The following is a 20,773-nucleotide window of genomic DNA, read 5'->3' as shown; positions in this document are numbered from 1 at the left end:
TGTAACGCGCTTCGCCAATTTTCAACCAAGTGCAAGCAGCTTTGGTTGTAATGGGCGAAGCTTCTTGCCTGCTTTTTGTTTGCCCATCCGCTTACTCATCCCCTTACCCATCCGTCCTTAATGCCGCAATCGGGTCCAGCGCCGCAGCCTGCCGTGCCGGAAACACCCCAAAGCCCAGTCCTACCGCGACGCACAGGCTGACTGCGACAATCAGGCTGACGGGTGACCAGGCGACTGACCAGCCTGCCAGGGCGGCAATGCTGTAAGCAGCGATGGCACCCAGTATCACGCCCAGGATGGCGCCGCTAAAGGCAATCACCAGGGCTTCTGCCAAAAACTGTTCAATCACATCGCGTTTACGTGCGCCCAGGGCGCGCTTCAGGCCGATTTCACGGCGTCGTTCCAGCACGTTCGCCAGCATGATGTTCATGATGCCTATGCCACCTACCAGCAGTGAAACAGCAGCGATAGAGCTCATCACGATAGTGAAGATGCGCTGGGTTTGCTGGTTTTGGCGATACAGGCCCATGGGTACGATGAGATTGGTATCATCAGTCCCGGCATGTCTTTGCTCTATCAGGTTTTGCAGGACGCGGGCAGCAATATCGGGCGGTGTTTTGCCATCCAGACGCAGGCTGATGCCATCGACTTCATCTTCCAGCATGGTGAAGTTGAAGCGGGCGCGTCCGGTTTGCCAGGGTACGAACAGGCGTTCATCATCCAGGCCCAGTTTCACGCCTTCAAATTCGGTCTTGCTGAGGGCACGGTCGGCCAGCACGCCCACCACTTCCAGCCAGGCGTGATTGAGTTTGATGCGTTCGCCTATGGGGTTATTGTCTCCAAATAATTTATGTGCCAGACGTGGCCCGAGCACGCACACCGGTGCCAGGCTGGCATCGTCATCCTCATTCAGCCAGCGGCCCTGGCCCAGTTGCAGTCCACCCAGTTCGGCATAGCTGTTGGATACCGCAAAAGCGCGGGCCGTGACGACCAGGCTGCCACTGGCAAGCTGATCCACCTTGATTTCTTTCTTGAGTGCCACCGCTTTGGCACCCGGCACGACGGACAGGGCGGCATCGGCATCGGCGGCAGACAGGCCCAGCGAACGGGTACGAATTTCTTTGAGACGTTTGTCATCGATTTGCTTGCTTTCGACGATGACATTGTCCAGCCCCAGTTCAGCCACCAGGCGCAATGCTTCGCGTCGGCTACCTTCACCCACGGCCAGCATGGCAACGATGGCAGCGACACCGAATATCATGCCCAGCAGGGTCAGGCCAGTACGTAATTTGCGTCTTTGCAGTTCGTTGACGGCTTCAAGGATCAGGGCGCGGTTCATGATTTCTTTTCCTTGGTTGTTTCTTTGTTTTTGTCTTTGTCTTTTGTTTCAGGCAGCAAAACCACCTGCGCGCCGTTGCTGATGCCGGTCTTGATTTCACTCCTGGCCGGGCCGCGCAGCCCCAGGGTGACGGCCTGCTTTTTGACCTGATCACCTTCTTTGACATAGGCAGAAAAATTGGGGCCATCCTGCACCAGCGCAATATTGGGCAGGGTCATGGCATTGGCCTGGTTGATCAGGCTGACGGTGCCTATCAGTGCCTGACCGGGCTTTAGCCCCAGTGCCTGCGCCTGTTCTTTTTTGAATGCGGCTTCAAAGTTGATGAATTTCACCGGTGATTCACGTGACATGGCGCTGGCACTATTGCCTACCTTGGTGATGCTGAGTTCAATTTCCTTGCCGCTGCCAGCCAGGCGTACTTTCACGGGCAGGCCAAGTTTCAGGCCAAAGGTGCGGCCTTCTTCGATATTGAAATTGGCGACCAGTTGTTCCAGGTCGGGCAGGGAACCAAATTCTTCCCGTGGGCGCTTGCTGGCGCCGATCTGGGGTTTGCTGCCGTCCCAGCTTGACTGCAATAAAAATACGCCGTCATGTGGGGCCAGCAAATCCAGTGCATTCAGGTTCTTGCGGTGCTGATTGGCATTCAGGGTAACGCTTTCTTTTTGCGAGCCCAGTACGGCCTGTTCTGCTGCGCTACGGGCCTGTACCTGGCCAGTTTTCCAGTCCAGGTAACCGCGCTTGGTTTTCAGAAAGCCAGCGTCTTGCAACTCATCCAGTATTTTGTTGCGTGAAAAAACAGCCAGGTCGGCGTTTGCATAACGCTCGCTCAGACGCAGGTCGGTTTGTACCTTGGCACTGTCGGCCAGCAGACTGGAACGGCTGCTGGTATCGCTGGCCTGTATGCCTTCTTCGGCCAGGGATTTGCGCAATAATTCCAGCTCGGCCTGTGACAGTTCCATGCGTGATCTGGGGGCATCGAAACGGGCAATGACTTCGCCTTTCTTGACCAGGCTGCCTTCTGGCAGCATTTCTATCAGGGTCCGGCTATCCCAGCCTTCGCCTGGCACAGTCAGCGGCGTCTTATTGGCGGCAATGATTTCGCCATCGACGACGATGCTTTCTTTCCAGTTGCGTGCAGCAAAATTTTCAGTGGCAACTTGTGCCGATTCTGGCTGGTTGCTGCAGGCTGCACATGTCATCAGGGTGAGCGTCAGGCAGGAGATGATTTTTGCGCTCATGATTTTTTCTCCGCGCCAGCTTTGACTGCCGGGCTGGCACCACCGGGTGTTGCTGTAGTTGGACTTGCAGTTGAGCTCGCTGCTGAGTTGGCCGTTGAGAGAATTGCCTGCACGGCGGCACCAGGTTTCAAGCCTTTGGGAGGTTGTTCAAACTCCAGTTCCACATCACGAACGATAATGGGCTGGGTAGTGGATTTGCTGTGGAATACCGTGCTCAAACCAGTCACGCGGGCAGCCAGGGTCAGGTTTGCGCCGGGAATATTGATGCGCGCTGTTTGCCCCACCCGTATGGCATTGGATTGTGCCTCCGGTACTTTGGCCGAGACAAATAACTTATCCGGATCGGCAATGCTGGCTACGGATATGCCTACCCAGACCTGGCTGCCGACAGCGAATTTGTCATCGCTGAAATTGGTTTTGTAGATCATCATGCCGGGTTTTTTGGCAATAACGGTGAGATTTTTCTGACCTTTTGCCAGCACATCTATCTTGCCTTGCAATTGTGCGATTTCTGTTTCCAGTCCTATTTTTTCTGCCTTGCGGGCACGAATCTGGGTAGCGCGCAATTTGACTGATAAGGCCGCCAGATCGGCATTCAGGGATTTTTCTATCACCAGTTTGTCATAGTCTATGCGACGTATCAGTTCTTTCGGCATGGTAGCTTTTCTGGCGGCTTTTTCAGCATTGCTTTGTGCTTCGGCAACCGCCAGGTCAGCGGCTTTTTCTGCTTCAGCGTGTTCCAGTTTGAGTTTTTCCATGGCCCGCTGTTTTTCATTCAACTGGCTTTTCTGGTTGGCCAACTGCGTTGGCACTTCGGATGCCTGGAACATCACCAGCACATCGCCTGCTTTGACGATGCTGCCTTCCGGCGCCATTTGCGCCAGGGTGTATTGCCAGATGTAGGGAATGGAAGGTGGCCCGATAGGGGTGACTACACGTGACTGTATGTCGCCTTCTATGGTAATTTCACTGGCCGTTTCGTTTTTCGCTGCCTTGGCTGCCTTGGCTGCCTTGGTTGCCAGTGGTAATGCGGATGCAGATTTTTTTGCTGTCTGCAAAGGTTCTATCAGCACGCTCATGCCGGGTGACAGGGCATAATTTCCCAGTTGCGCTGGTAATTTGATATCTACCCTGAAATAACGTCCATAACCCCAGCGCGTATGTTCTTCTGGCGCATGCGATATGGTGGTGATGGTGGTCTGGATCGTCACGCCTGGCAGTGCATCAAATGTCAGTTGTACCGGCTGGCCTTCGGCCAGGTAGATTCTGTCGGCTTCCAGTGCCCATGCCTTGACTTCCATTTGCCCGGATCCCATGACCTGGCCCGCGACATTACCAGGAAAAGCGCTGGAGCCTTCTTCCAGTCTTTCACCGCGCCAGGCGCTGTAGCCGTGTACGACAATGCCATCCTGACTGGCGAGCACTTCCGACCGCGCCAGTTGTGCTTTCAGGTAAGCCACGTTGACCTGCTGCTTTTGTAGTTCCAGATCACCATCAGATTTTCTTCTGTTGACTGCGGCAGTGCCATCATCAAAGGCCAGTTGTTTGACTTTCAGATCGCGTTCGGCGCGTTCTTTCTCTGCCTGGTATTTGTCGAAATCCAGTGCTGTAATCTGCGATTTTGGCAGTGCTGCATCGACCAGCGCCTTGGCCAGTGCGGCCTTGGCAGTGACCAGGTTTTTTTCCGCTTCCAGTGCTGCTACTTCCAGTTTGGCGACTTCGGCTTCGGTTTTTGCGCGCGTCTGGTCTATACCTATGATCAGTTGTTCGATGTTGGAACTGTTGGGTGTTTCTATGCGCAGCAGCAAATCGCCTTTTTTGACCTTGCTGCCTTCCGCCACAAAATTGCGCAAGACGACAGGGGATGAGTTGGACGGTGGCACAAAGATGGCCTGGGAATCTTTGGCGATGACTTCACCGGTCAGCAGTACCGGCCTGGTTTTTACTGTGCCGGCCGATGCAGCAGACGTTGCCGATGGCGAAGATGTGCTGGTCTGCGCCAGCGATGTAATTGCCAGCAGGGGGCCGACGATCAGTAGTGTCGCAGGCAGACACCATGCTGCAAAGGTACGCATGGATATACTTGAACTTTTCTTCATGCAACCACCTCTGCAACACGGCCATCGGCAAGGTGGATGGTTCTTTGTGCTTTTGCCGCGACTGCGGGGTCATGGGTGACCAGCACCAGGGTTTGTCCGCCGGCATGAAGTTCACCCAGCAGGCTCAATACATCGGCGGCGCTTTTGGAATCGAGATTGCCAGTGGGTTCATCTGCCAGCAGCAATGCAGGCTGGTTCAGCAGGGCGCGGGCAATTGCCGCACGTTGTAGCTGGCCACCGGATAATTCACCGGGTCTGTGGTCCATGCGTTGCCCCAGGCCTATGCGATCGAGTAACTGGCGGGCGCGCGATTCTGCCTGCGCATCGGGCGCTTTGCTGTAGCGTTGCGGCAGCAATACGTTTTCCAGCACGGTCAGGCGTGGCAGCAAATGAAAAGACTGGAACACAAAACCTATGTTACGGTTCCGCACTTCTGAGGCGGCATCGTCATCCATGGCACTGATTTCATCCTGGTTCAGCAGGTAACTGCCTTGATCGGGTTTATCCAGTGCGCCAAGTACATTTAGCAAGGTGGATTTGCCCGAACCGGAAGGGCCCATGATGGCGACAAATTCACCTGTTGCGATATGCAGGTCTATGCCATCCAGCGCCCGGATTTCATTGCCACCCTGTTTATAGGTTTTGCGTACCTGACTCAGTTTTATCATTCGAATTTTTATCTGTGTATGGACAATCAGTCTGACCGTAATGCTTCACTTTTTTGCGATACAAGGCATGAAATAAAGGCGGCGTCGGGCAGTATCACTGTGCCAAGTTTATTTGTCAAACGTCTATCCGCTTGCGCGATAAAAAATCAGATGACTGAGGGCGGGGGAGCTGGTGATGTTGCCATCAAGATGCGCAAGCACGCAACTTGATGGCGAGGCCGGTGCGACTTATTTTTTGCGCTTGGGCGAGAGTACCGTAGGCAGGGCTTTGGGCAGGGTATCCGGGTAGTCGCGACTGAAATGCAGGCCACGGCTTTCTCGGCGCGACAGCGCGCTATTGACGATCAGTGAGGCGACTTCCACCAGGTTGCGTAACTCCAGCAGGTTATTCGTGATGCGGAAGTTGGCATAATATTCGTCTATTTCTTCCTTCAGCAAGCGTATGCGGTGCTTGGCGCGTTCCAGTCGTTTGGTGGTGCGCACGATGCCGACATAGTTCCACATGAAGCGACGTAATTCATCCCAGTTATTGGCGATGACGACTTCTTCATCGGCATCGGATACGCGGCTTTCATCCCAGTCCGGCAAGGCAATCACGCTGGAGCGTTCTTGTGCTTCGATATGTTTGGCAGCAGCGCGGCCAACTACCAGGCATTCCAGCAAAGAATTGCTGGCCAGGCGATTGGCGCCATGCAGACCAGTATAGGCAGTTTCACCTACGGCATACAAGCCAGGCAGATCGGTGCGGCCATCGGTATCAGTCACCACGCCACCGCAGGTAAAATGGACCGCAGGCACGACCGGTATGCCCTGTTTGGTGATGTCTATGCCCAGTTCCAGGCAGCGTGCATAGATGGTGGGGAAATGTTCTTTCAGGAATTCCGGCGGCTGGTGACTAATGTCAAGTTCGACATAATCCAGGCCGCGTTTTTTCATTTCAAAGTCGATGGCGCGGGCGACCACATCGCGTGGTGCCAGTTCCATGCGCTCATCATGACTGGTCATGAAGCGTTTGCCGGCGGATGCGCCGGCTTCGGCTGGTAATTTCAATACGCCGCCTTCGCCACGTACTGCTTCGGTAATCAGGAATGATTTGGCAAAAGGGTGGTAGAGGCAGGTCGGGTGAAACTGTATGAATTCCATATTGCCTACCCGGCAGCCAGCACGCCATGCCATGGCGATGCCGTCGCCGGTAGCTGTGTCCGGGTTGGTGGTGTACAGATAAACCTTGCCGGCACCACCGGTTGCCATCACCGTGTGCTGGGCGGCGAAGGTATGTACTTCACCGGTTTTAACGTCCTGCACGTACAAGCCCAGACAGTGAGGTGTGGGTGAGGTGTCGCCCAGCTTGGCCGAAGTGATGACATCGATTGCATAGTGATGTTCAAACAGGCTGATATTGGGGTGATTGCGTACCTTTTGTTCCAGTGTGACCTGGACCGCATGACCTGTCGCATCTGCAGCATGAATGATGCGGCGCTGGCTATGCCCGCCTTCACGGGTCAGGTGAAAGCCGAGTTCTGCTTCTTCATCGCGGGTAAAGGGAACGCCTTGCTCTATCAGCCAGTCTATGGCTTCACGACCGTGTTCGATGATATAGCGGGTTGCACCTTCGTCACATAGTCCGCCGCCTGCAATCAGCGTGTCGGAAATATGTTGTTCATGGCTGTCATGCGAATCAAGTACGGCTGCGATACCACCCTGTGCCCAGTTACTGGCACCGTCGAGTAATTCGCGTTTGGAAATGATGGCGACTTTACGTGTCTGCGCCAGATGCAGGGCGACAGACAGACCGGCAAGTCCGCTACCAACAATTGCTACGTCAAAATTCTTCATTATCTGATGTGAATAGAGGTGAATGGTGTGGTGATCAGGCGATGTCAGTGTCTGTGTGCTGGTTGGCACATCATGCATGGAACTGAATTTTGCCTATAACTTAAAGCCATACTATATACCCAGGAAGGAATAGGGTTGCGGCTTGCTGTCTGCATGAAGGATGGGCGGCAGATGCGCTTCCGGGTCTCATTGATTTCTGGCTCTTGTTTTTCAGGTCTGTCATATTCTAAATCAGTATGGCAAAGCGGGTAGCTTTTCCATATAGCAAAAACGCGCAGCTAACTGATTTTTTGCACAGTAACTTTACCGTCAGCAAGCTGAAAAAACGAATAAGTAAATCACATTTCGCCAAACTTGGTCAGAAAGCGTGCAAACCGCTTGACACAAGGCTTTACGGCTTGCTCTAATACCGGATGCAGATTTCCTGCTGGCGGTGATGCTTGCACGACCAATAAAATAATCGAATACATCATTGCGAAATTCAAATTTTTGTGAGGGGGCTATAAGTGAACAAGACTGAGTTGATCGATCATATTGCTAAAACAGCGGATATCTCTAAAGCGGCTTCGTCGCGTGCGCTGGATGCCCTGATTGGTGCAGTAAAATCGACCTTGAAGAAAAACGGTACAGTAACGCTGGTTGGTTTTGGTACTTTTTCCGTCGGTAAACGTGCTGCCAGAACTGGCCGTAACCCACGTACTGGCGAAGCCATCAAGATCAAATCTGCCAAGGTTCCTAAATTTAAACCTGGCAAAGCATTGAAAGATGCGGTAAACTAATGCTCTTTCGTGGCGCGGTGACTAGCGCTACGGTGTTTGATTGTACGAGTGGGGCGCTTAGCTCAGTTGGTAGAGCGGAGCCCTTACAAGGCTTAGGTCGGGAGTTCGAGCCTCTCAGCGCCCACCACACAGCAAACATAAGGCAGTAAAAAAGGAGTGGTAGTTCAGTTGGTTAGAATACCGGCCTGTCACGCCGGGGGTCGCGGGTTCGAGCCCCGTCCGCTCCGCCAGAAAATCGAAAAGGCGAACGAAAGTTCGCCTTTTTTTGTATTCGTGAGCGTTTTGTCATACTTAGCCATGTGATCGGTTGAACATGTTTGAATATATTCGTACCCATCAGCGGTTGATGCAATTTCTTTTGCTGCTGATCATTTTTCCTTCCTTTGCATTTTTCGGCATAGAAAGTTATACCCGTTCGCGTGGTGGTGATACTGCTGTTGCGACCGTTGCTGGCACCTCCGTCACACAGTCGGAACTGGATCAGGCAACGCGTGACCAGCTCGACCGTTTGCGTCAGATGTATGGCCCGCAGTTTGATTCCAAATTGCTGAGTACGCCTGAAGCCAAGCAAAACATCCTCGATGAGTTGATTGCCCGCAAGGCCATGACTGCCGAAGTGGTGCGCAAGAAGCTCATGATTTCTGATGCGACCCTGCAGCAGACAATTTTGAAAGAATCCGGCCTGACCAAGGCAGATGGCACTTTTGATACGGAGCGCTACAAGAGCTTGCTGGCAGCACAGGGTTTGAGCCCGGCCGGATATGAGCAACGCCTGCGTCAGGACATGACATTGCAGCAATTGCTGAGTGCCGTACAGGGCAGCGCTTTCGTACCTAAAGCCGTTACCGAGCGCCTGTCAGCCATCAATGAGCAGGAGCGTGAAGTGCAGGCAATGATGTTGAAGAGTGATGATTTCGCATCCCGCGTCAAAATCACCGATGACATGCTGAAAGCTTACTACGACAAGAATTCTGCGCAGTATGAAATTCCTGAACAGATCAATGCTGAGTATGTGATTCTGAATAGTGAGGCACTGGCAGCACAGGTAACGGTATCTGATGCTGATGTGCAGTCTTACTATGAACAAAACAAGAAACTCTACGGTACAGATGAACAGCGCCGTGCCAGCCATATTCTGATTGCAGCAGGCAAGGACAGCAGCAGTGCTGACAAGGCCAAGGCAAAAGAAAAGATCGATGGCATCCTGGCGCAGTTGCGTAAAAAGCCGGAAGACTTTGCCAAACTGGCCAAGGAAAATTCCCAGGATCCTGGTTCTGCCGAAAAAGGTGGGGATCTGGACTTTTTTGGTCACGGTGCAATGGTCAAGCAGTTTGATGAAACAGCATTCAAACTGAAGCAAGGCGAAATCAGTGATCCGGTGCAGACCGACTTTGGTTACCACATCATTATGGTGACTGGCATCAAGCCAGCGGCGATCAAGACACTGGATGAAGTCAAACCGCAAATCACGGCTGACATCAAAAAACAGAAGGCAGGCAAAGCCTATGCTGAAGCTGCTGAAGCCTTTGGTAATCTGGTCTATGAACAGCCAGACAGCCTGAAGCCAGTTGCAGAAAAACTGAAGCTGAAGATAGAAACCGCAAGTGGCTTGACACGTCAAAGCAAGCCAGGTGTGCCAGCGACGGTGGAAACCAATAATGCCAAGTTTTTGAAAGCAATTTTTGCTGACGACGTAGTGAAGAAAAAGCACAATACAGAAGCAGTGGAAGTGGCGCCGAATACTTTGATGGCTGGTCGTATCGTGGAATACAAAGCGGCATCCAGGCGTCCGTTTGATGAAGTAAAGGCATCCATTGTTGCCCAGGTCACACATAAAGAAGCTGCTGCACTGGCTGAAAAAGAAGGCAAGGAAAAACTGGCAGCACTGAAGGCTGCTGATTCCACCGCAGGGTTCACTGAATCCAAAGTGGTGTCGCGTCTGAAAAATCAGGATATTCCAGACCTTGCCTTCGTCGATCTGATGCGTGCTGATACCAGCAAACTGCCGGCGTTTGTCGGCACCAGCCTGGGTGATGCAGGTTATATCGTGTTCCGTATTTCCAAGGTCAGCGCTGGTACACCAGACCAGGCAAGACGCACTGCGGAAGCACAGCAGCAGGCGAATATACTCGCACAGCAAAATCTGTATTCCTACATCGACGTTTTGAAGCAAAAAGCCAAGGTGACAGTGAACAAGGCGGCTTTGGCTGCACCTGCCACGACAGCGCAATAATAGTGATTAATAGAGATTAAAAGCGATTAACAACGACTGGCAACTACTGTAACTACTAAGAGCAGTCAGCGTTTTTCGTACTAAAAAGACACCTTCGGGTGTCTTTTTTTATCTCCAAAATTAGTTATTGCCGTGCCGGTGTTGTGTTTCATGTGCAATCGACTTTGAATCCGGTTACGTTTGATATGTATCAATGTAGCCCGGCAGTGCGGTTGTTATTCTTGCCCTGTATTTTTACAACAGAGTGAGATCATGACAATAACTAAAGAAAACACATACAACTATCGGGTTGTACGGCAATTTTCTGTCATGGCAGTGGTATGGGGAATAGTCGGCATGCTTGTGGGCGTGGTGATTGCAACTCAACTTGCCTGGCCGGAATTTCTCGGGGGAATACCATGGCTCAGCTACGGACGTTTGCGTCCCTTGCATACCAATGCCGTGATCTTTGCCTTTGGTGGTTGCGCCTTGTTTGCGACCTCCTATTATGTCGTCCAGCGCACATCAAATGTGCGTCTGTTTTCTGACGGCCTGGCTGAATTCACTTTCTGGGGCTGGCAACTGGTCATCGTTGCGGCCGCCATCAGCCTGCCCATGGGTTATACCCAGGGTAAGGAATATGCCGAACTGGAATGGCCTATCGATCTGCTGATCGCCGTGGTCTGGGTCGCATTTGCGGTGGTGTTCTTTGGCACCCTGGTCAAGCGCAAAGTAGAGCACATCTATGTGGCGAACTGGTTTTATGGTGCCTTTATTATTGCGGTTGCACTTTTGCATATCGTCAACAGCGCTGCCATCCCTGTGTCTTTCATGAAATCCTATTCCGCCTATTCAGGCGTGCAGGACGCCATGGTGCAATGGTGGTACGGACATAATGCAGTGGGTTTCTTCCTGACGGCGGGCTTTCTGGGCATGATGTATTACTTCATCCCGAAACAGATAGAGCGTCCTGTCTATTCTTACCGTTTGTCCATCGTCCACTTCTGGGCCCTGATTTTCACTTACATGTGGGCCGGCCCGCATCATCTGCATTACACCGCCTTGCCTGACTGGGCTCAATCAATAGGCATGCTGTTCTCGCTGATTCTGCTGGCACCGTCATGGGGTGGCATGGTCAACGGCATCATGACACTGTCAGGTGCCTGGAGCAAGCTGCGTTCTGATCCTATCCTGCGCTTCCTGATCGTATCGCTGTCTTTCTACGGCATGTCTACATTTGAAGGCCCGATGATGGCGATCAAAACCGTGAATGCCCTGTCGCACTACACGGACTGGACTGTCGGTCATGTGCACTCCGGTGCGTTGGGCTGGGTAGGTTTCATCACCATCGGCAGTTTGTATTACCTGATCCCACGCCTGTTTGGCCAGACCCAGATGTATAGCAAACGCCTGATCGAAGTGCATTTTTGGGTGGCGACTATCGGTGTGGTGCTGTATATCGCATCCATGTGGATTGCCGGTGTCATGCAGGGCCTGATGTGGCGTGCCGTCAATGAGGATGGCACCCTGACGTACTCCTTTGTCGAAACCGTGAAGGCAACCTATCCCTACTATGTGATACGCATGCTTGGTGGTTTGCTGTATCTGAGTGGCATGCTGGTCATGGCTTATAACGTCGCAAAAACGCTTATGGCTGCCAAGCCGGTCAACAACGCGATTCCTGCATTGCCTGCTGCTGCGGCCCATGCATAAATCAGAGATAGCAGAGAAATCAAAGGAGAAATTTGATGCGTAATTTTACTCATGATCTGATTGAGCGCAACGTGGGCCTGTTACTGGTGCTGGTGATTCTGACCATCAGTCTGGGTGGCCTGGTAGAAATCGTTCCGCTGTTCTTTCAGAAATCCACCACGCAGCCAGTGCAGGGCATGCTGCCTTACACGCCGCTGCAACTGGCCGGCAGGGATATTTATCTGCGTGAAGGCTGCTATGGCTGCCATTCACAAATGATACGTCCGTTCCGCGCTGAAACCGAACGCTATGGTCATTATTCTGTCGCGGGTGAATCGGTGTATGACCATCCCTTCCAGTGGGGCAGCAAGCGTACCGGTCCTGATCTGGCGCGTGTAGGCGGTCGCTATAGCGACAACTGGCACAGGGATCATTTGAATGATCCACGTTCCGTGGTGGTGGAATCGAACATGCCGGCTTATCCGTGGCTGGCCAAAACCCAGCTTGACCCGGTGTCCATTACGCCGAAACTGCAAGCCATGAAAACCCTGGGTGTTCCTTACACTGAAGAGCAGATCAAGGCCGGCCCTGGTGAATTGGCCAACAAGACCGAACTGGATGCGCTGATCGCCTATCTGCAAGTGCTGGGTACAGCAATCAAGAACAAAAATTGATACAGGAATGCTGAACCATGACGGTTCAGCCTTTCAGGGAGAAATAACATGAATTTCACAATACTGAGCAGCGTAGTGACGGTCATCAGTCTCATCGTTTTCCTGGGCATTCTTTACTGGGCTTTCAGTTCTGGTAACAAGGAAAAATTCGAGAAACTGGCGCGCTTGCCAATTGATAATGAGAATGGAAATTAGCCATGGCAGACTTTTTTAGCGAATGGTGGAGTACAGGGATCGCCATAATTGTGGCCTTGTCCATGCTGGCCTGCGTCTTGCTGTTGTGGTCGCAATCCAAGGTCAAGGTCAAAATCGGTAGTAACGGCAAGCCCTTGCCGGCAGAAACCACCGGCCATGTCTGGGACGGCGACCTGATGGAACAGAATAACCCTCTGCCAAAATGGTGGATGTGGCTGTTCTATCTGACCGTTATTTACAGTGCAGGGTATCTGGTTGTGTATCCGGGTTTTGGTAAATGGCAGGGCACATTCGGCTGGAGTCAGGCCGGTGCCTATGAAAAGGAAATGAAGGATGGCGAGGCGCAGTATGGTCCCATCTTCAACAAGTATCTGGCCATGGATATCAAAGCGGTTGCCAAAGATCCACAGGCCAGAGAAATTGGTCAGCGCCTGTTCCTCAATACCTGCGCGCAATGTCATGGCTCTGATGCCCAGGGGGGAAAAGGCTATCCTAATCTGACGGATACAGACTGGCTGTACGGCGGTGATCCACAAACCATCCTGGCGACCATACGCGAAGGCCGTCATGGTCAGATGCCACCTATGGGCGCGGTGCTGGGCACCGACGACGATGTACGGAATGTCGCCAACTATGTTCTGAGCCTGTCTGAATCTGCACATGACCCCATCAAGGCAGCCATCGGCAAATCCAAGTTTGCCGCCTGTGCGGCCTGCCATGGTGGCAACGGCAAAGGTAATCAGGCCCTGGGTGCACCTAACCTGACAGACAAGGTATGGCTGTATGGCGGCGGTATTGAAACCGTGATGGAAACCATCAACAAAGGCCGCAACAACCAGATGCCTGCCCATAAAAGCTTGCTGAGCGAAGGCAAGATACATTTGCTGGCTGCCTATGTATGGGGTTTGTCCAATAGTGGCGTGACAGCGCAGGTCAGCAGTGCCGATACTGGGTCCATTCAGCAGATAGCTACGACCTCTGCACCAGTTGCTGCATCGAATGCGGTCAGTGCGTCTGAGCTTGCATCGTCAGCCAAATAAGGCAGACAGAAAACTGGATAAAAAAAGAATCACATGAAGCACATACCCATCATTCCGGTCCCTATAGAAGAAGCTGAATTGGCTTTGTTTGAAGAACGCCGGAAAATTTATCCGCGTGCGCAGAAAGGCTGGTTTTCTTCCTGGCGCTGGGTGCTGGTATTTTTTACCCAGATCCTGTTTTATGGCGCTGCCTGGCTGAGCTGGAATGACAGGCAGGCAGTGCTGTTCGATCTGGTGGCGCGCAAGTTTTATATCTTTGGCCTGGTCCTGTGGCCGCAGGACTTTATTTATCTGGCGATCTTGCTGGTGATTTCTGCGTTGAGCCTGTTCCTGTTCACTGCCGTGGCCGGACGCGTGTTTTGCGGATATGCCTGTCCGCAAACGGTCTACACCGAGATTTTTTTGTGGATAGAGGCGAAAATAGAAGGTGAGCGCAATGCCAGGATCAAGCTGGATGCAGCGCCCATGTCAACCCGCAAATTTTCATTGAAGTTCATCAAGCATTTTCTATGGATTACGCTGGCGCTGTGGACAGGTTTTACCTTCGTCGGTTATTTCACGCCAATTCGTGAACTGGCAACAGGCGTTGGCGATTTCACGCTGGGCCCATGGGAAACCTTCTGGTTTCTGTTTTATGGTTTTGCCACTTACGGCAATGCGGGCTGGATGCGTGAACAGGTCTGCAAATACATGTGTCCCTATGCGCGCTTCCAGAGTGCCATGTTCGACAAGGATACGCTGATCGTCACTTACGACACCGCCCGTGGTGATCCGCGTGGATCCCGGAACAAGAAAGTCGATTACAAGTCAGCAGGTCTGGGTGACTGTGTTGACTGTGGCATTTGTGTGCAGGTCTGCCCGACCGGGATAGATATCCGTAACGGCTTGCAATATGAATGCATTGCCTGTGGTGCCTGCATTGATGGCTGTGATCAGGTCATGGATAAAATGGGCTATGAGCGCGGACTTATACGCTATACCACTGAACATGCCCTGACCCGGAAACTCGATGACAAGGCCATGTGGAAACGCGTATTCCGCATGCGTACCCTGATCTATGGAAGCATACTCGGCCTGATCATTTTGCTGGCTGCCATCTCGCTGGCATTGCACATGCCTTTGAAAGTGGATGTGTTACGTGATCGTGGCATGCCGAAGATCACCGAAACCGGTGCGATAGAAAACGTCTACCGCCTGCAAGTGATGAATACGCAAGAATCACCGCGCCGCTACAGTATAGAAGTGAAGGGTGCCCTTGGCGCGGTCATCCTGAATAATGTTGATATTGATATGGGTGCGGCAAGTACCAAGGCTTTTCCTGTCAGGGTGCGTGTTCCTGCCGGAGTGTTGGAAACCGGCTCCAATCGCATACGCTTCATCGTCAAAGACCTGGATGCGCCGGAAATCAATGTCACAGAAAAAGCTGTATTTATTGTTCCACGATAGGAGAAATTCATGGACGCCGCTTTATTACCTCTCAAGAAAACCCATGATGCCTGGTACAAAGAACCATGGCTGCTGCTGGTAGCTGGTGGGCCTGCCATCGTGGTCTGCGCCAGTCTGATTACCGGATATATCGCCATGCACGGCGCCGACAAGGTCGTCGCTGAAGATTATTACAAGCAGGGTCTGATGATCAATAAAGACATACAGCGCGACGCCAAAGCCAGGGAATTGCAATTGCAAGCCAGTATCAGGGCCGATTTTGCAAATGGCAAAATGCTGTTGCAACTGAATGGCAAGGGACGTTTGCCCGATACCATACAACTGAGCCTGGCCAATGCGGCAGCCGGTGGCAATACCGTCAGCGAAGTAATACGGCGTTTGCCTTTACAGCAAACCAGCCCCGGCATGTATGAAGCGGATATGAAAAGCCTGGCTAATTTTACTGCGGGGTCTGTCAAATTGTTCCATCTCAAGCTGGAAACCAGTGACTGGCGCATGACAGGTGACTGGTTTGACCCAGAACAAAGGCCGGTGCAGTTACATGCGGCAAAATAAAGCTGCTTCCCTAAAGCTTTATTGACCTTAAGCTGAATAATCATTAGAAGGGGACAGAATTGGAACATGACCAACCAACCCATGGCAAACCGCTGTTGCGATCGATGTTGATGATAGTGTTGTGGCCGGCATTTTTGATGGCCTGTGCGGCGACAGGATTGTTTTTCAGCCTGGTTGATCCCATGGAGCTGATCGTACTTGACCGGCGTTTGCAAATGCATGTTACCGGGGTATATACAGTGGGCTTCTTTGCCTTCTGGCTGCTTGGAATTCTGTCTAGTGGTTTGACCGCTTTACTTGTGCAGAAAGCACATTAATCGAGATCATCATGAAAATGAACGAGCCGGCCAGATTTTCTTTGCCAGAGATACCTGAAGAACTGATACGTCGTTTTGACAAGCTGGGCCCACGTTACACATCTTACCCGACGGCAGACAGATTCCACACTGGCTTCGATGCGAAATCCTATATCCAGTATCTGAAGGAACGTAGTCGCCTGAGCACCAAGCCGCCGCTGTCGCTTTATATTCATATCCCGTTTTGTGCTTCGCTTTGTTATTACTGCGCCTGCAACAAGGTCATCACCAAGGACCATGGGCGTTCAGCCAAATACCTGGAGTATCTGGAAAAAGAATTACAACTGGTAACGGCACACCTGCATGACAGGGAAGTGCTGAGTCAGCTACACCTTGGCGGCGGTACACCAACCTTTCTCAGCCATGCAGAAATGCGCCAGTTGATGGAAATGCTGCGGGCGAATTTTGATTTTTCTGAGGATGCCGAAATTTCCATAGAAATCGACCCGCGCACAGTCGATGCAGCTACCTTGCAGGTGCTGGCCGAACTGGGTTTTAATCGTACCAGTCTGGGGGTGCAGGATTTTAATCCTGAGGTGCAAAAAGCGATACACCGCCTGCAAACCTTTGAGCTGGTGGATAACACCGTGCAGGCCAGCAGGGCAGCCGGTTTTCAGTCGATCAATTTTGATTTGATCTACGGTTTGCCAAAACAAAATCTGGATAGTTTTTCCGAAACACTGGATCAGGTGATTGCCTTGTCGCCTGACCGCATAGCACTCTATAACTATGCGCATTTGCCTACCCGTTTCAAGCCACAGCGCCGTATTGCCGAAGCCGATCTGCCATCAGCCGAGCAGCGTCTGCAAATCTTTTTGATGTCATTGCGTCGCTTGCAGGCAGAAGGCTATGTATATATCGGGCTTGATCATTTTGCCAGGCCGGATGACAGCTTGGCCAGGGCAATGGATGATGGCAGCCTGCATAGAAACTTCCAGGGTTATACCACCCGTTCTGATTGTGATCTGATCGGGCTGGGCCTGTCATCAATAGGCAAGATCGGCGCATCCTATGTGCAAAACCTGCGCACGCTGGACGAATATTATGCCTGCCTCGACAAGGGTGAATTACCGGTGGAAAAAGGGATTGATCTGAGCATGGATGATTTGTTGCGCAGGCAAATCATCATGAGCCTGATGTGCAGCAGCACTGTTGACTTTAATGTACTGGAGCAGCAATACGGGATATCCTTCCCTGATTATTTTGCGCATGAACTGGCGCAACTCGCTTATTATGCAAAGGAGAAAATGATCAATCTCAGTGGCAATGCAATCACGGTCGAAGCCAGGGGGCGTTTGTTTGTACGTGCCGTCGGCATGGCATTCGACCACTACCTGACACGTCAGACCACGGCCAATTATTCCAAACTGATCTGATATGCTGACCCTGCCCATGGTGATTGCCGCATTGACTGCCGGAGCACTGGGCGGCATACACTGTGCCGGCATGTGTGGCGGCATATCCATGTTGCTGACCCAGGCAGGACAAAAACGCGTTAATCATGTTGATAAAAGCGTTAGCAGCAGCGTTGACAAAGGTGCTGGCAAAAATGGTGGTAAAAAAATCATTCCGATTGCCATGGCGGCAAATGCCGGCTTCAAGTCTGTTGCACTGACGAATAGCCATACCCAGTCCGCCAATGTGCAGTATCAAATGCTATTGCATGGCGGTCGCATTTTCACTTACGGGTTGGCGGGTGCTGCGCTGGGCGGTCTGGGCGCGGCTGGCCTGGTATTCAAACCAATTCTTCCTGTCCAGCAGTTGATGTTTGTGATCGGCAATCTGGCATTGATTATTCTTGGCTTGCGCCTGCTGGGGCTGATGCCGCATCTGCAGTTCATGCAGCAATTGATGGGTGCATGGCAGGGTATGCTGACCAGCATAACTACACCCTTAAACAAGGCAGCAGATTATCCGTTTTTAATGGGCATGGGCTGGGGCTGTCTGCCCTGTGGTTTGCTGTATGGGGTAGCGCCGTTTTCGTTACTGTCCGGAGATGCCTGGTCAGGTGCTGTTCTGATGCTTTTGTTTGGTGTGAGTGCCTTGCCGCACCTGCTGTTGACACAGACCCTGTTTCAGCGTGCCAGCAAGACTGCGTCCATGCGTACATTCAGACTGGCGGGGGCATGTTTTCTGATGACTGTTGGCTTGCTGGGGCTGTGGTATTTTGATATGAAAAGCATGCCAGCATTTTTGTGTGTCGTGCCGGTGGCATGAATTTTGAAATACGTTTAACTGTTACAGTTCACCTTGTTCAGGCCTTGATATCAATGAGAGTACCAAGCACCTGATCTGCTGTTTTGATAATCTTGGCAGAAAGATCAAATCCCGCCTTGAATTGTATGGATTGCACGATTTCTGATGCGAGGTCGGTGCCACTGCTATCGGCCGGGTTTTGTGATGCCAGACTGGCACCTTCTTGGCTGATGGTAGCGGTGACGCCGCCTGCGGGTTGTTCCTGAAAGCTGACTTGTTGCGGTACAAAGCCTGCGGTACTGGCATTGGCAACATTATGGCTGGAACTGTCGAGCGCACTGGAATAGGCCTTGAACCCGGACAGGCCGCTATTGAGTGCTGAAACTGACATGGCATTTTCCCGAAAAACAAGCTTGATATACTTGAGTAATTCGGATTATACCGGAAACACAATTTGAACAGATATGGCCAAGCGTTACAGATCGTCAGATGTTGCCGCCAATGGCAACTGAATTTCCAGGCTGGTACCTTCACCGGGCTGGCTCTCAACCTTGAATTCACCCTGCATGGCCTTGACTCTTTCACGCATGCCGACCAGGCCGAATGAGCGTGCCTTGCGGGTGTCGTCTGCGTCCATACCCTTGCCGTTATCACTGATGGTGAAGCGCAGCAGATGAGGGTTTCTTTCAAATCTGATATCCACTTCTGTTGCGTCGGCATGTCTGACCACATTCGTCAATGATTCCTGAACGATGCGGAAGATGGCCGTACTGCGGGCATCATCCAGTGCCAACTGCTCTTCATTCGCCACCAGCTCACAATGGATGCCGTGGCGGCTGGAGAAGTCTTTCTGCAAAGTCTGTAGCGCAAAGTACAGGCCGCCTTCATCCAGTGCACGTGGGCGCAGGTCGGTAGCGATACGGCGCAGAGTGGTGATGGCAGTCAGTAACAACTGATCCATGCTGCTGACGGTTTTTTGAGATTTATTGCTGAGGACGTCGTCTCTTTGCAGCAGTGATAAATCCATGCGCAGTGCGGCCAGCAACTGACCCAGGTCATCATGCAACTCGCGGGCGATATGCTTGCGTTCTTCTTCCCGTATGCTTTGCAGGGCAGCAGAAAGCTGGGTTAATTCATCATGGTACAAGGCCATTTTTTCTTTGGCGACCTTGCGTTCGGTGATGTCGCGAAAGATTACGGTGTAATAGCGTTTGCCGGCCTCAAACTGGCTGGAGATCGAGGCTTCTATCGGAAATTCATCGCCGTTGGCTTTCACGCCTGTGACATAAAAATCTTCGAAGTTGCCACCCATCCGGCGTCGGGTGGCACCGGTTTCACCAAATTTTCTCACATGTTCGCCATGCACTTTGCGATGTCGTTCCGGCAGCACGGTATTGAGTGAGATACCCAGCAAATCATTGACTTCGTAACCGAACAGTGTGGCAGCGGACGGGTTGGCGAGGATGATGGTCTGGGTGTCGTCGATAGTGATGATGCCGTCTATGGCGGTATCGATCATACGGCTCAGGCGTTCGCGCTGCAAGTTCAGTTCTTCCGCCGAGCGTGCCAGGTTCTGGCTGGTTTCTGCCAGGCTGGTATAGGGCGTGTGGATATTCACCGCGACCATGCCACGATAGATGGCGATGGCTGCAAAAAGTTGAAACACATGGCCAATGACGACAAACAGATCACTGCTGTCTGCATAAAGGGCAAAATATACTTCCGAAATCGCCAGCAGCATCGCTGCCAGAAACAGGGAAGCGCGATCTATCTGCAGGCGCTGCGTGTTTTTTTCTGCATCCTGTTTCTGCTTGATATCGCGATTCAACACGTAGGCGGTAATCAGGTTGATGCCTGTCAATCCTGCTTCACAGGCAATTTTGAACGAGGTCTGACCAGCCGTGTCGATGTAGGTCAGCGGCAGCAAATCGGAAAAGGCAAAGACGGTGTAAGTCCAGCCTGCTGTCGCCAGTAAGCCGGCGATCAGTACCAGATACGCCTGTAGCGGGCTGACATCGGAGTCTTCTGGCGACAATGCCAGGCCCAGCAGGGTTGTGGCGATGAATGAGCGTGACAGTATCCAGAACAGCAGGGACTTGTGCATGTCGCTGGCATCCGGAAAGCCCGGCATGCCCTGAAACGATAACGCATGCATGCAGCCCAGTATGGCGGTACAGAGAAAGGCCACCGCCAGGATGACACTGCTTTTTTTACGGGCGCCACCAAATGCATTCCAGCATACGATAAAGACAGATGTAAATATAACGACGGTGGCGGTTTCCAGCAGCGTATGAACCGGTAACGGCGATGCCACCTTGATATACGCCAGACTGCCATGACCTGCCCACAGCAGCATTGATATCAGCAAGAGCAGGCCAGTCAGCCAGCGTGCACGGAGCAGTCTGGAATAATCAGTTGCCATGAAAATCAGTTGTCATGAAAGAGTGA

The 20,773-nt window shown here is 52.1% G+C and carries 18 protein-coding genes and 2 tRNA genes; 13 read left to right on the top strand and 7 right to left on the bottom strand.

From position 1 onward, the window contains the following. Positions 1 to 103 precede the first annotated feature (103 nt). The 5 genes from H8L32_RS08595 to nadB form a co-directional block, all read right to left on the bottom strand. Positions 104 to 1,339: an ABC transporter permease gene (locus tag H8L32_RS08595; RefSeq protein ID WP_186946733.1), complete on the bottom strand. Its 1,236-nt coding sequence runs from the start codon at positions 1,337 to 1,339 to the stop codon at positions 104 to 106. Then, positions 1,336 to 2,577, bottom strand: a complete 1,242-nt coding sequence (locus tag H8L32_RS08590) for an efflux RND transporter periplasmic adaptor subunit (RefSeq protein ID WP_186946732.1) — start codon at positions 2,575 to 2,577, stop codon at positions 1,336 to 1,338. The genes H8L32_RS08595 and H8L32_RS08590 overlap by 4 nt, the downstream gene beginning before the upstream one ends. Beyond that, on the bottom strand, positions 2,574 to 4,652 hold the full coding sequence (locus tag H8L32_RS08585) for an HlyD family efflux transporter periplasmic adaptor subunit (protein WP_186946731.1): 2,079 nt from the start codon (positions 4,650 to 4,652) through the stop codon (positions 2,574 to 2,576). Before H8L32_RS08585 ends, H8L32_RS08590 begins: the two co-directional genes overlap by 4 nt. Positions 4,653 to 4,672: 20 nt before the next feature. Next, positions 4,673 to 5,344, bottom strand: coding sequence for an ABC transporter ATP-binding protein (locus H8L32_RS08580; protein ID WP_186946730.1), 672 nt, complete (start codon positions 5,342 to 5,344; stop codon positions 4,673 to 4,675). Between the two features lie 228 nt (positions 5,345 to 5,572). After that, on the bottom strand, positions 5,573 to 7,180 hold the full coding sequence (nadB, locus tag H8L32_RS08575; RefSeq protein ID WP_186946729.1) for an L-aspartate oxidase: 1,608 nt from the start codon (positions 7,178 to 7,180) through the stop codon (positions 5,573 to 5,575). Positions 7,181 to 7,686: 506 nt separating this feature from the next. Between nadB and H8L32_RS08570 the strand changes: the two genes are divergently transcribed. From H8L32_RS08570 to H8L32_RS08510, 13 genes are all read left to right on the top strand, one after another. Then, complete coding sequence (locus H8L32_RS08570) at positions 7,687 to 7,959, top strand: HU family DNA-binding protein (protein ID WP_186946728.1); 273 nt, start codon at positions 7,687 to 7,689, stop codon at positions 7,957 to 7,959. Between the two features lie 51 nt (positions 7,960 to 8,010). Then, a tRNA-Val gene (locus H8L32_RS08565) sits at positions 8,011 to 8,086 on the top strand. Positions 8,087 to 8,112: 26 nt separating this feature from the next. Further along, positions 8,113 to 8,189: transfer RNA gene (locus tag H8L32_RS08560), tRNA-Asp, on the top strand. Positions 8,190 to 8,272: 83 nt separating this feature from the next. Next, positions 8,273 to 10,192, top strand: coding sequence for a SurA N-terminal domain-containing protein (locus H8L32_RS08555; protein WP_186946727.1), 1,920 nt, complete (start codon positions 8,273 to 8,275; stop codon positions 10,190 to 10,192). Between the two features lie 252 nt (positions 10,193 to 10,444). Then, positions 10,445 to 11,884, top strand: coding sequence for a cytochrome-c oxidase, cbb3-type subunit I (gene ccoN / locus H8L32_RS08550; protein WP_186946726.1), 1,440 nt, complete (start codon positions 10,445 to 10,447; stop codon positions 11,882 to 11,884). 35 nt (positions 11,885 to 11,919) lie between these two features. After that, a complete protein-coding gene (gene ccoO / locus H8L32_RS08545) occupies positions 11,920 to 12,537 on the top strand; it encodes a cytochrome-c oxidase, cbb3-type subunit II (RefSeq protein ID WP_186946725.1) in 618 nt (205 codons plus the stop codon). A 48-nt stretch (positions 12,538 to 12,585) separates the two neighbouring features. Continuing rightward, on the top strand, positions 12,586 to 12,732 hold the full coding sequence (locus tag H8L32_RS08540) for a cbb3-type cytochrome oxidase subunit 3 (RefSeq protein WP_186946724.1): 147 nt from the start codon (positions 12,586 to 12,588) through the stop codon (positions 12,730 to 12,732). A 2-nt stretch (positions 12,733 to 12,734) separates the two neighbouring features. Next, positions 12,735 to 13,772 (top strand): cytochrome-c oxidase, cbb3-type subunit III, encoded by a 1,038-nt coding sequence (gene ccoP, locus H8L32_RS08535; RefSeq protein WP_186946723.1) that lies wholly within the window; start codon positions 12,735 to 12,737, stop codon positions 13,770 to 13,772. A gap of 33 nt (positions 13,773 to 13,805) precedes the next feature. After that, positions 13,806 to 15,218, top strand: a complete 1,413-nt coding sequence (gene ccoG, locus H8L32_RS08530) for a cytochrome c oxidase accessory protein CcoG (RefSeq protein ID WP_186946722.1) — start codon at positions 13,806 to 13,808, stop codon at positions 15,216 to 15,218. A 9-nt stretch (positions 15,219 to 15,227) separates the two neighbouring features. Beyond that, positions 15,228 to 15,773: a FixH family protein gene (locus H8L32_RS08525; RefSeq protein WP_186946721.1), complete on the top strand. Its 546-nt coding sequence runs from the start codon at positions 15,228 to 15,230 to the stop codon at positions 15,771 to 15,773. 59 nt (positions 15,774 to 15,832) lie between these two features. Beyond that, complete coding sequence (locus H8L32_RS08520; RefSeq protein WP_230412116.1) at positions 15,833 to 16,090, top strand: hypothetical protein; 258 nt, start codon at positions 15,833 to 15,835, stop codon at positions 16,088 to 16,090. Between the two features lie 11 nt (positions 16,091 to 16,101). After that, positions 16,102 to 17,505, top strand: coding sequence for an oxygen-independent coproporphyrinogen III oxidase (gene hemN, locus H8L32_RS08515; protein ID WP_186946720.1), 1,404 nt, complete (start codon positions 16,102 to 16,104; stop codon positions 17,503 to 17,505). Position 17,506: 1 nt separating this feature from the next. After that, the gene (locus tag H8L32_RS08510; RefSeq protein ID WP_186946811.1) at positions 17,507 to 18,346 is read left to right on the top strand and encodes a sulfite exporter TauE/SafE family protein; all 840 of its coding nucleotides are present in this window, start codon (positions 17,507 to 17,509) and stop codon (positions 18,344 to 18,346) included. Between the two features lie 37 nt (positions 18,347 to 18,383). On the opposite strand, the gene H8L32_RS08505 is transcribed toward H8L32_RS08510, so the two are convergent. Then, complete coding sequence (locus H8L32_RS08505) at positions 18,384 to 18,716, bottom strand: flagellar basal body rod C-terminal domain-containing protein (RefSeq protein ID WP_186946719.1); 333 nt, start codon at positions 18,714 to 18,716, stop codon at positions 18,384 to 18,386. Positions 18,717 to 18,800: 84 nt separating this feature from the next. Next, a complete protein-coding gene (locus tag H8L32_RS08500) occupies positions 18,801 to 20,747 on the bottom strand; it encodes an MASE3 domain-containing protein (RefSeq protein WP_186946718.1) in 1,947 nt (648 codons plus the stop codon). Positions 20,748 to 20,773 lie beyond the last annotated feature (26 nt).

The organism is Undibacterium hunanense (genome assembly GCF_014284335.1).
GTDB lineage: Bacteria > Pseudomonadota > Gammaproteobacteria > Burkholderiales > Burkholderiaceae_D > Undibacterium > Undibacterium hunanense.
The sequence above is the reverse complement of the archived record's forward strand: the minus strand, read 5'-3'. Positions and strand labels throughout refer to the sequence as shown.

Bases quoted from the DNA above. Each gene is read 5' to 3' on its own strand.
- H8L32_RS08595 (WP_186946733.1), bottom strand. From the start codon at position 1,339: ATGAACCGCGCCCTGATCCTTGAAGCCGTCAACGAACTGCAAAGACGC.
- H8L32_RS08590 (WP_186946732.1), bottom strand. From the start codon at position 2,577: ATGAGCGCAAAAATCATCTCCTGCCTGACGCTCACCCTGATGACATGT.
- H8L32_RS08585 (WP_186946731.1), bottom strand. From the start codon at position 4,652: ATGCGTACCTTTGCAGCATGGTGTCTGCCTGCGACACTACTGATCGTC.
- H8L32_RS08580 (WP_186946730.1), bottom strand. From the start codon at position 5,344: ATGATAAAACTGAGTCAGGTACGCAAAACCTATAAACAGGGTGGCAAT.
- nadB (WP_186946729.1), bottom strand. From the start codon at position 7,180: ATGAAGAATTTTGACGTAGCAATTGTTGGTAGCGGACTTGCCGGTCTG.
- H8L32_RS08555 (WP_186946727.1), top strand. From the start codon at position 8,273: ATGTTTGAATATATTCGTACCCATCAGCGGTTGATGCAATTTCTTTTG.
- ccoN (WP_186946726.1), top strand. From the start codon at position 10,445: ATGACAATAACTAAAGAAAACACATACAACTATCGGGTTGTACGGCAA.
- ccoO (WP_186946725.1), top strand. From the start codon at position 11,920: ATGCGTAATTTTACTCATGATCTGATTGAGCGCAACGTGGGCCTGTTA.
- H8L32_RS08540 (WP_186946724.1), top strand. From the start codon at position 12,586: ATGAATTTCACAATACTGAGCAGCGTAGTGACGGTCATCAGTCTCATC.
- ccoP (WP_186946723.1), top strand. From the start codon at position 12,735: ATGGCAGACTTTTTTAGCGAATGGTGGAGTACAGGGATCGCCATAATT.
- ccoG (WP_186946722.1), top strand. From the start codon at position 13,806: ATGAAGCACATACCCATCATTCCGGTCCCTATAGAAGAAGCTGAATTG.
- H8L32_RS08525 (WP_186946721.1), top strand. From the start codon at position 15,228: ATGGACGCCGCTTTATTACCTCTCAAGAAAACCCATGATGCCTGGTAC.
- hemN (WP_186946720.1), top strand. From the start codon at position 16,102: ATGAAAATGAACGAGCCGGCCAGATTTTCTTTGCCAGAGATACCTGAA.
- H8L32_RS08510 (WP_186946811.1), top strand. From the start codon at position 17,507: ATGCTGACCCTGCCCATGGTGATTGCCGCATTGACTGCCGGAGCACTG.
- H8L32_RS08505 (WP_186946719.1), bottom strand. From the start codon at position 18,716: ATGTCAGTTTCAGCACTCAATAGCGGCCTGTCCGGGTTCAAGGCCTAT.
- H8L32_RS08500 (WP_186946718.1), bottom strand. From the start codon at position 20,747: ATGGCAACTGATTATTCCAGACTGCTCCGTGCACGCTGGCTGACTGGC.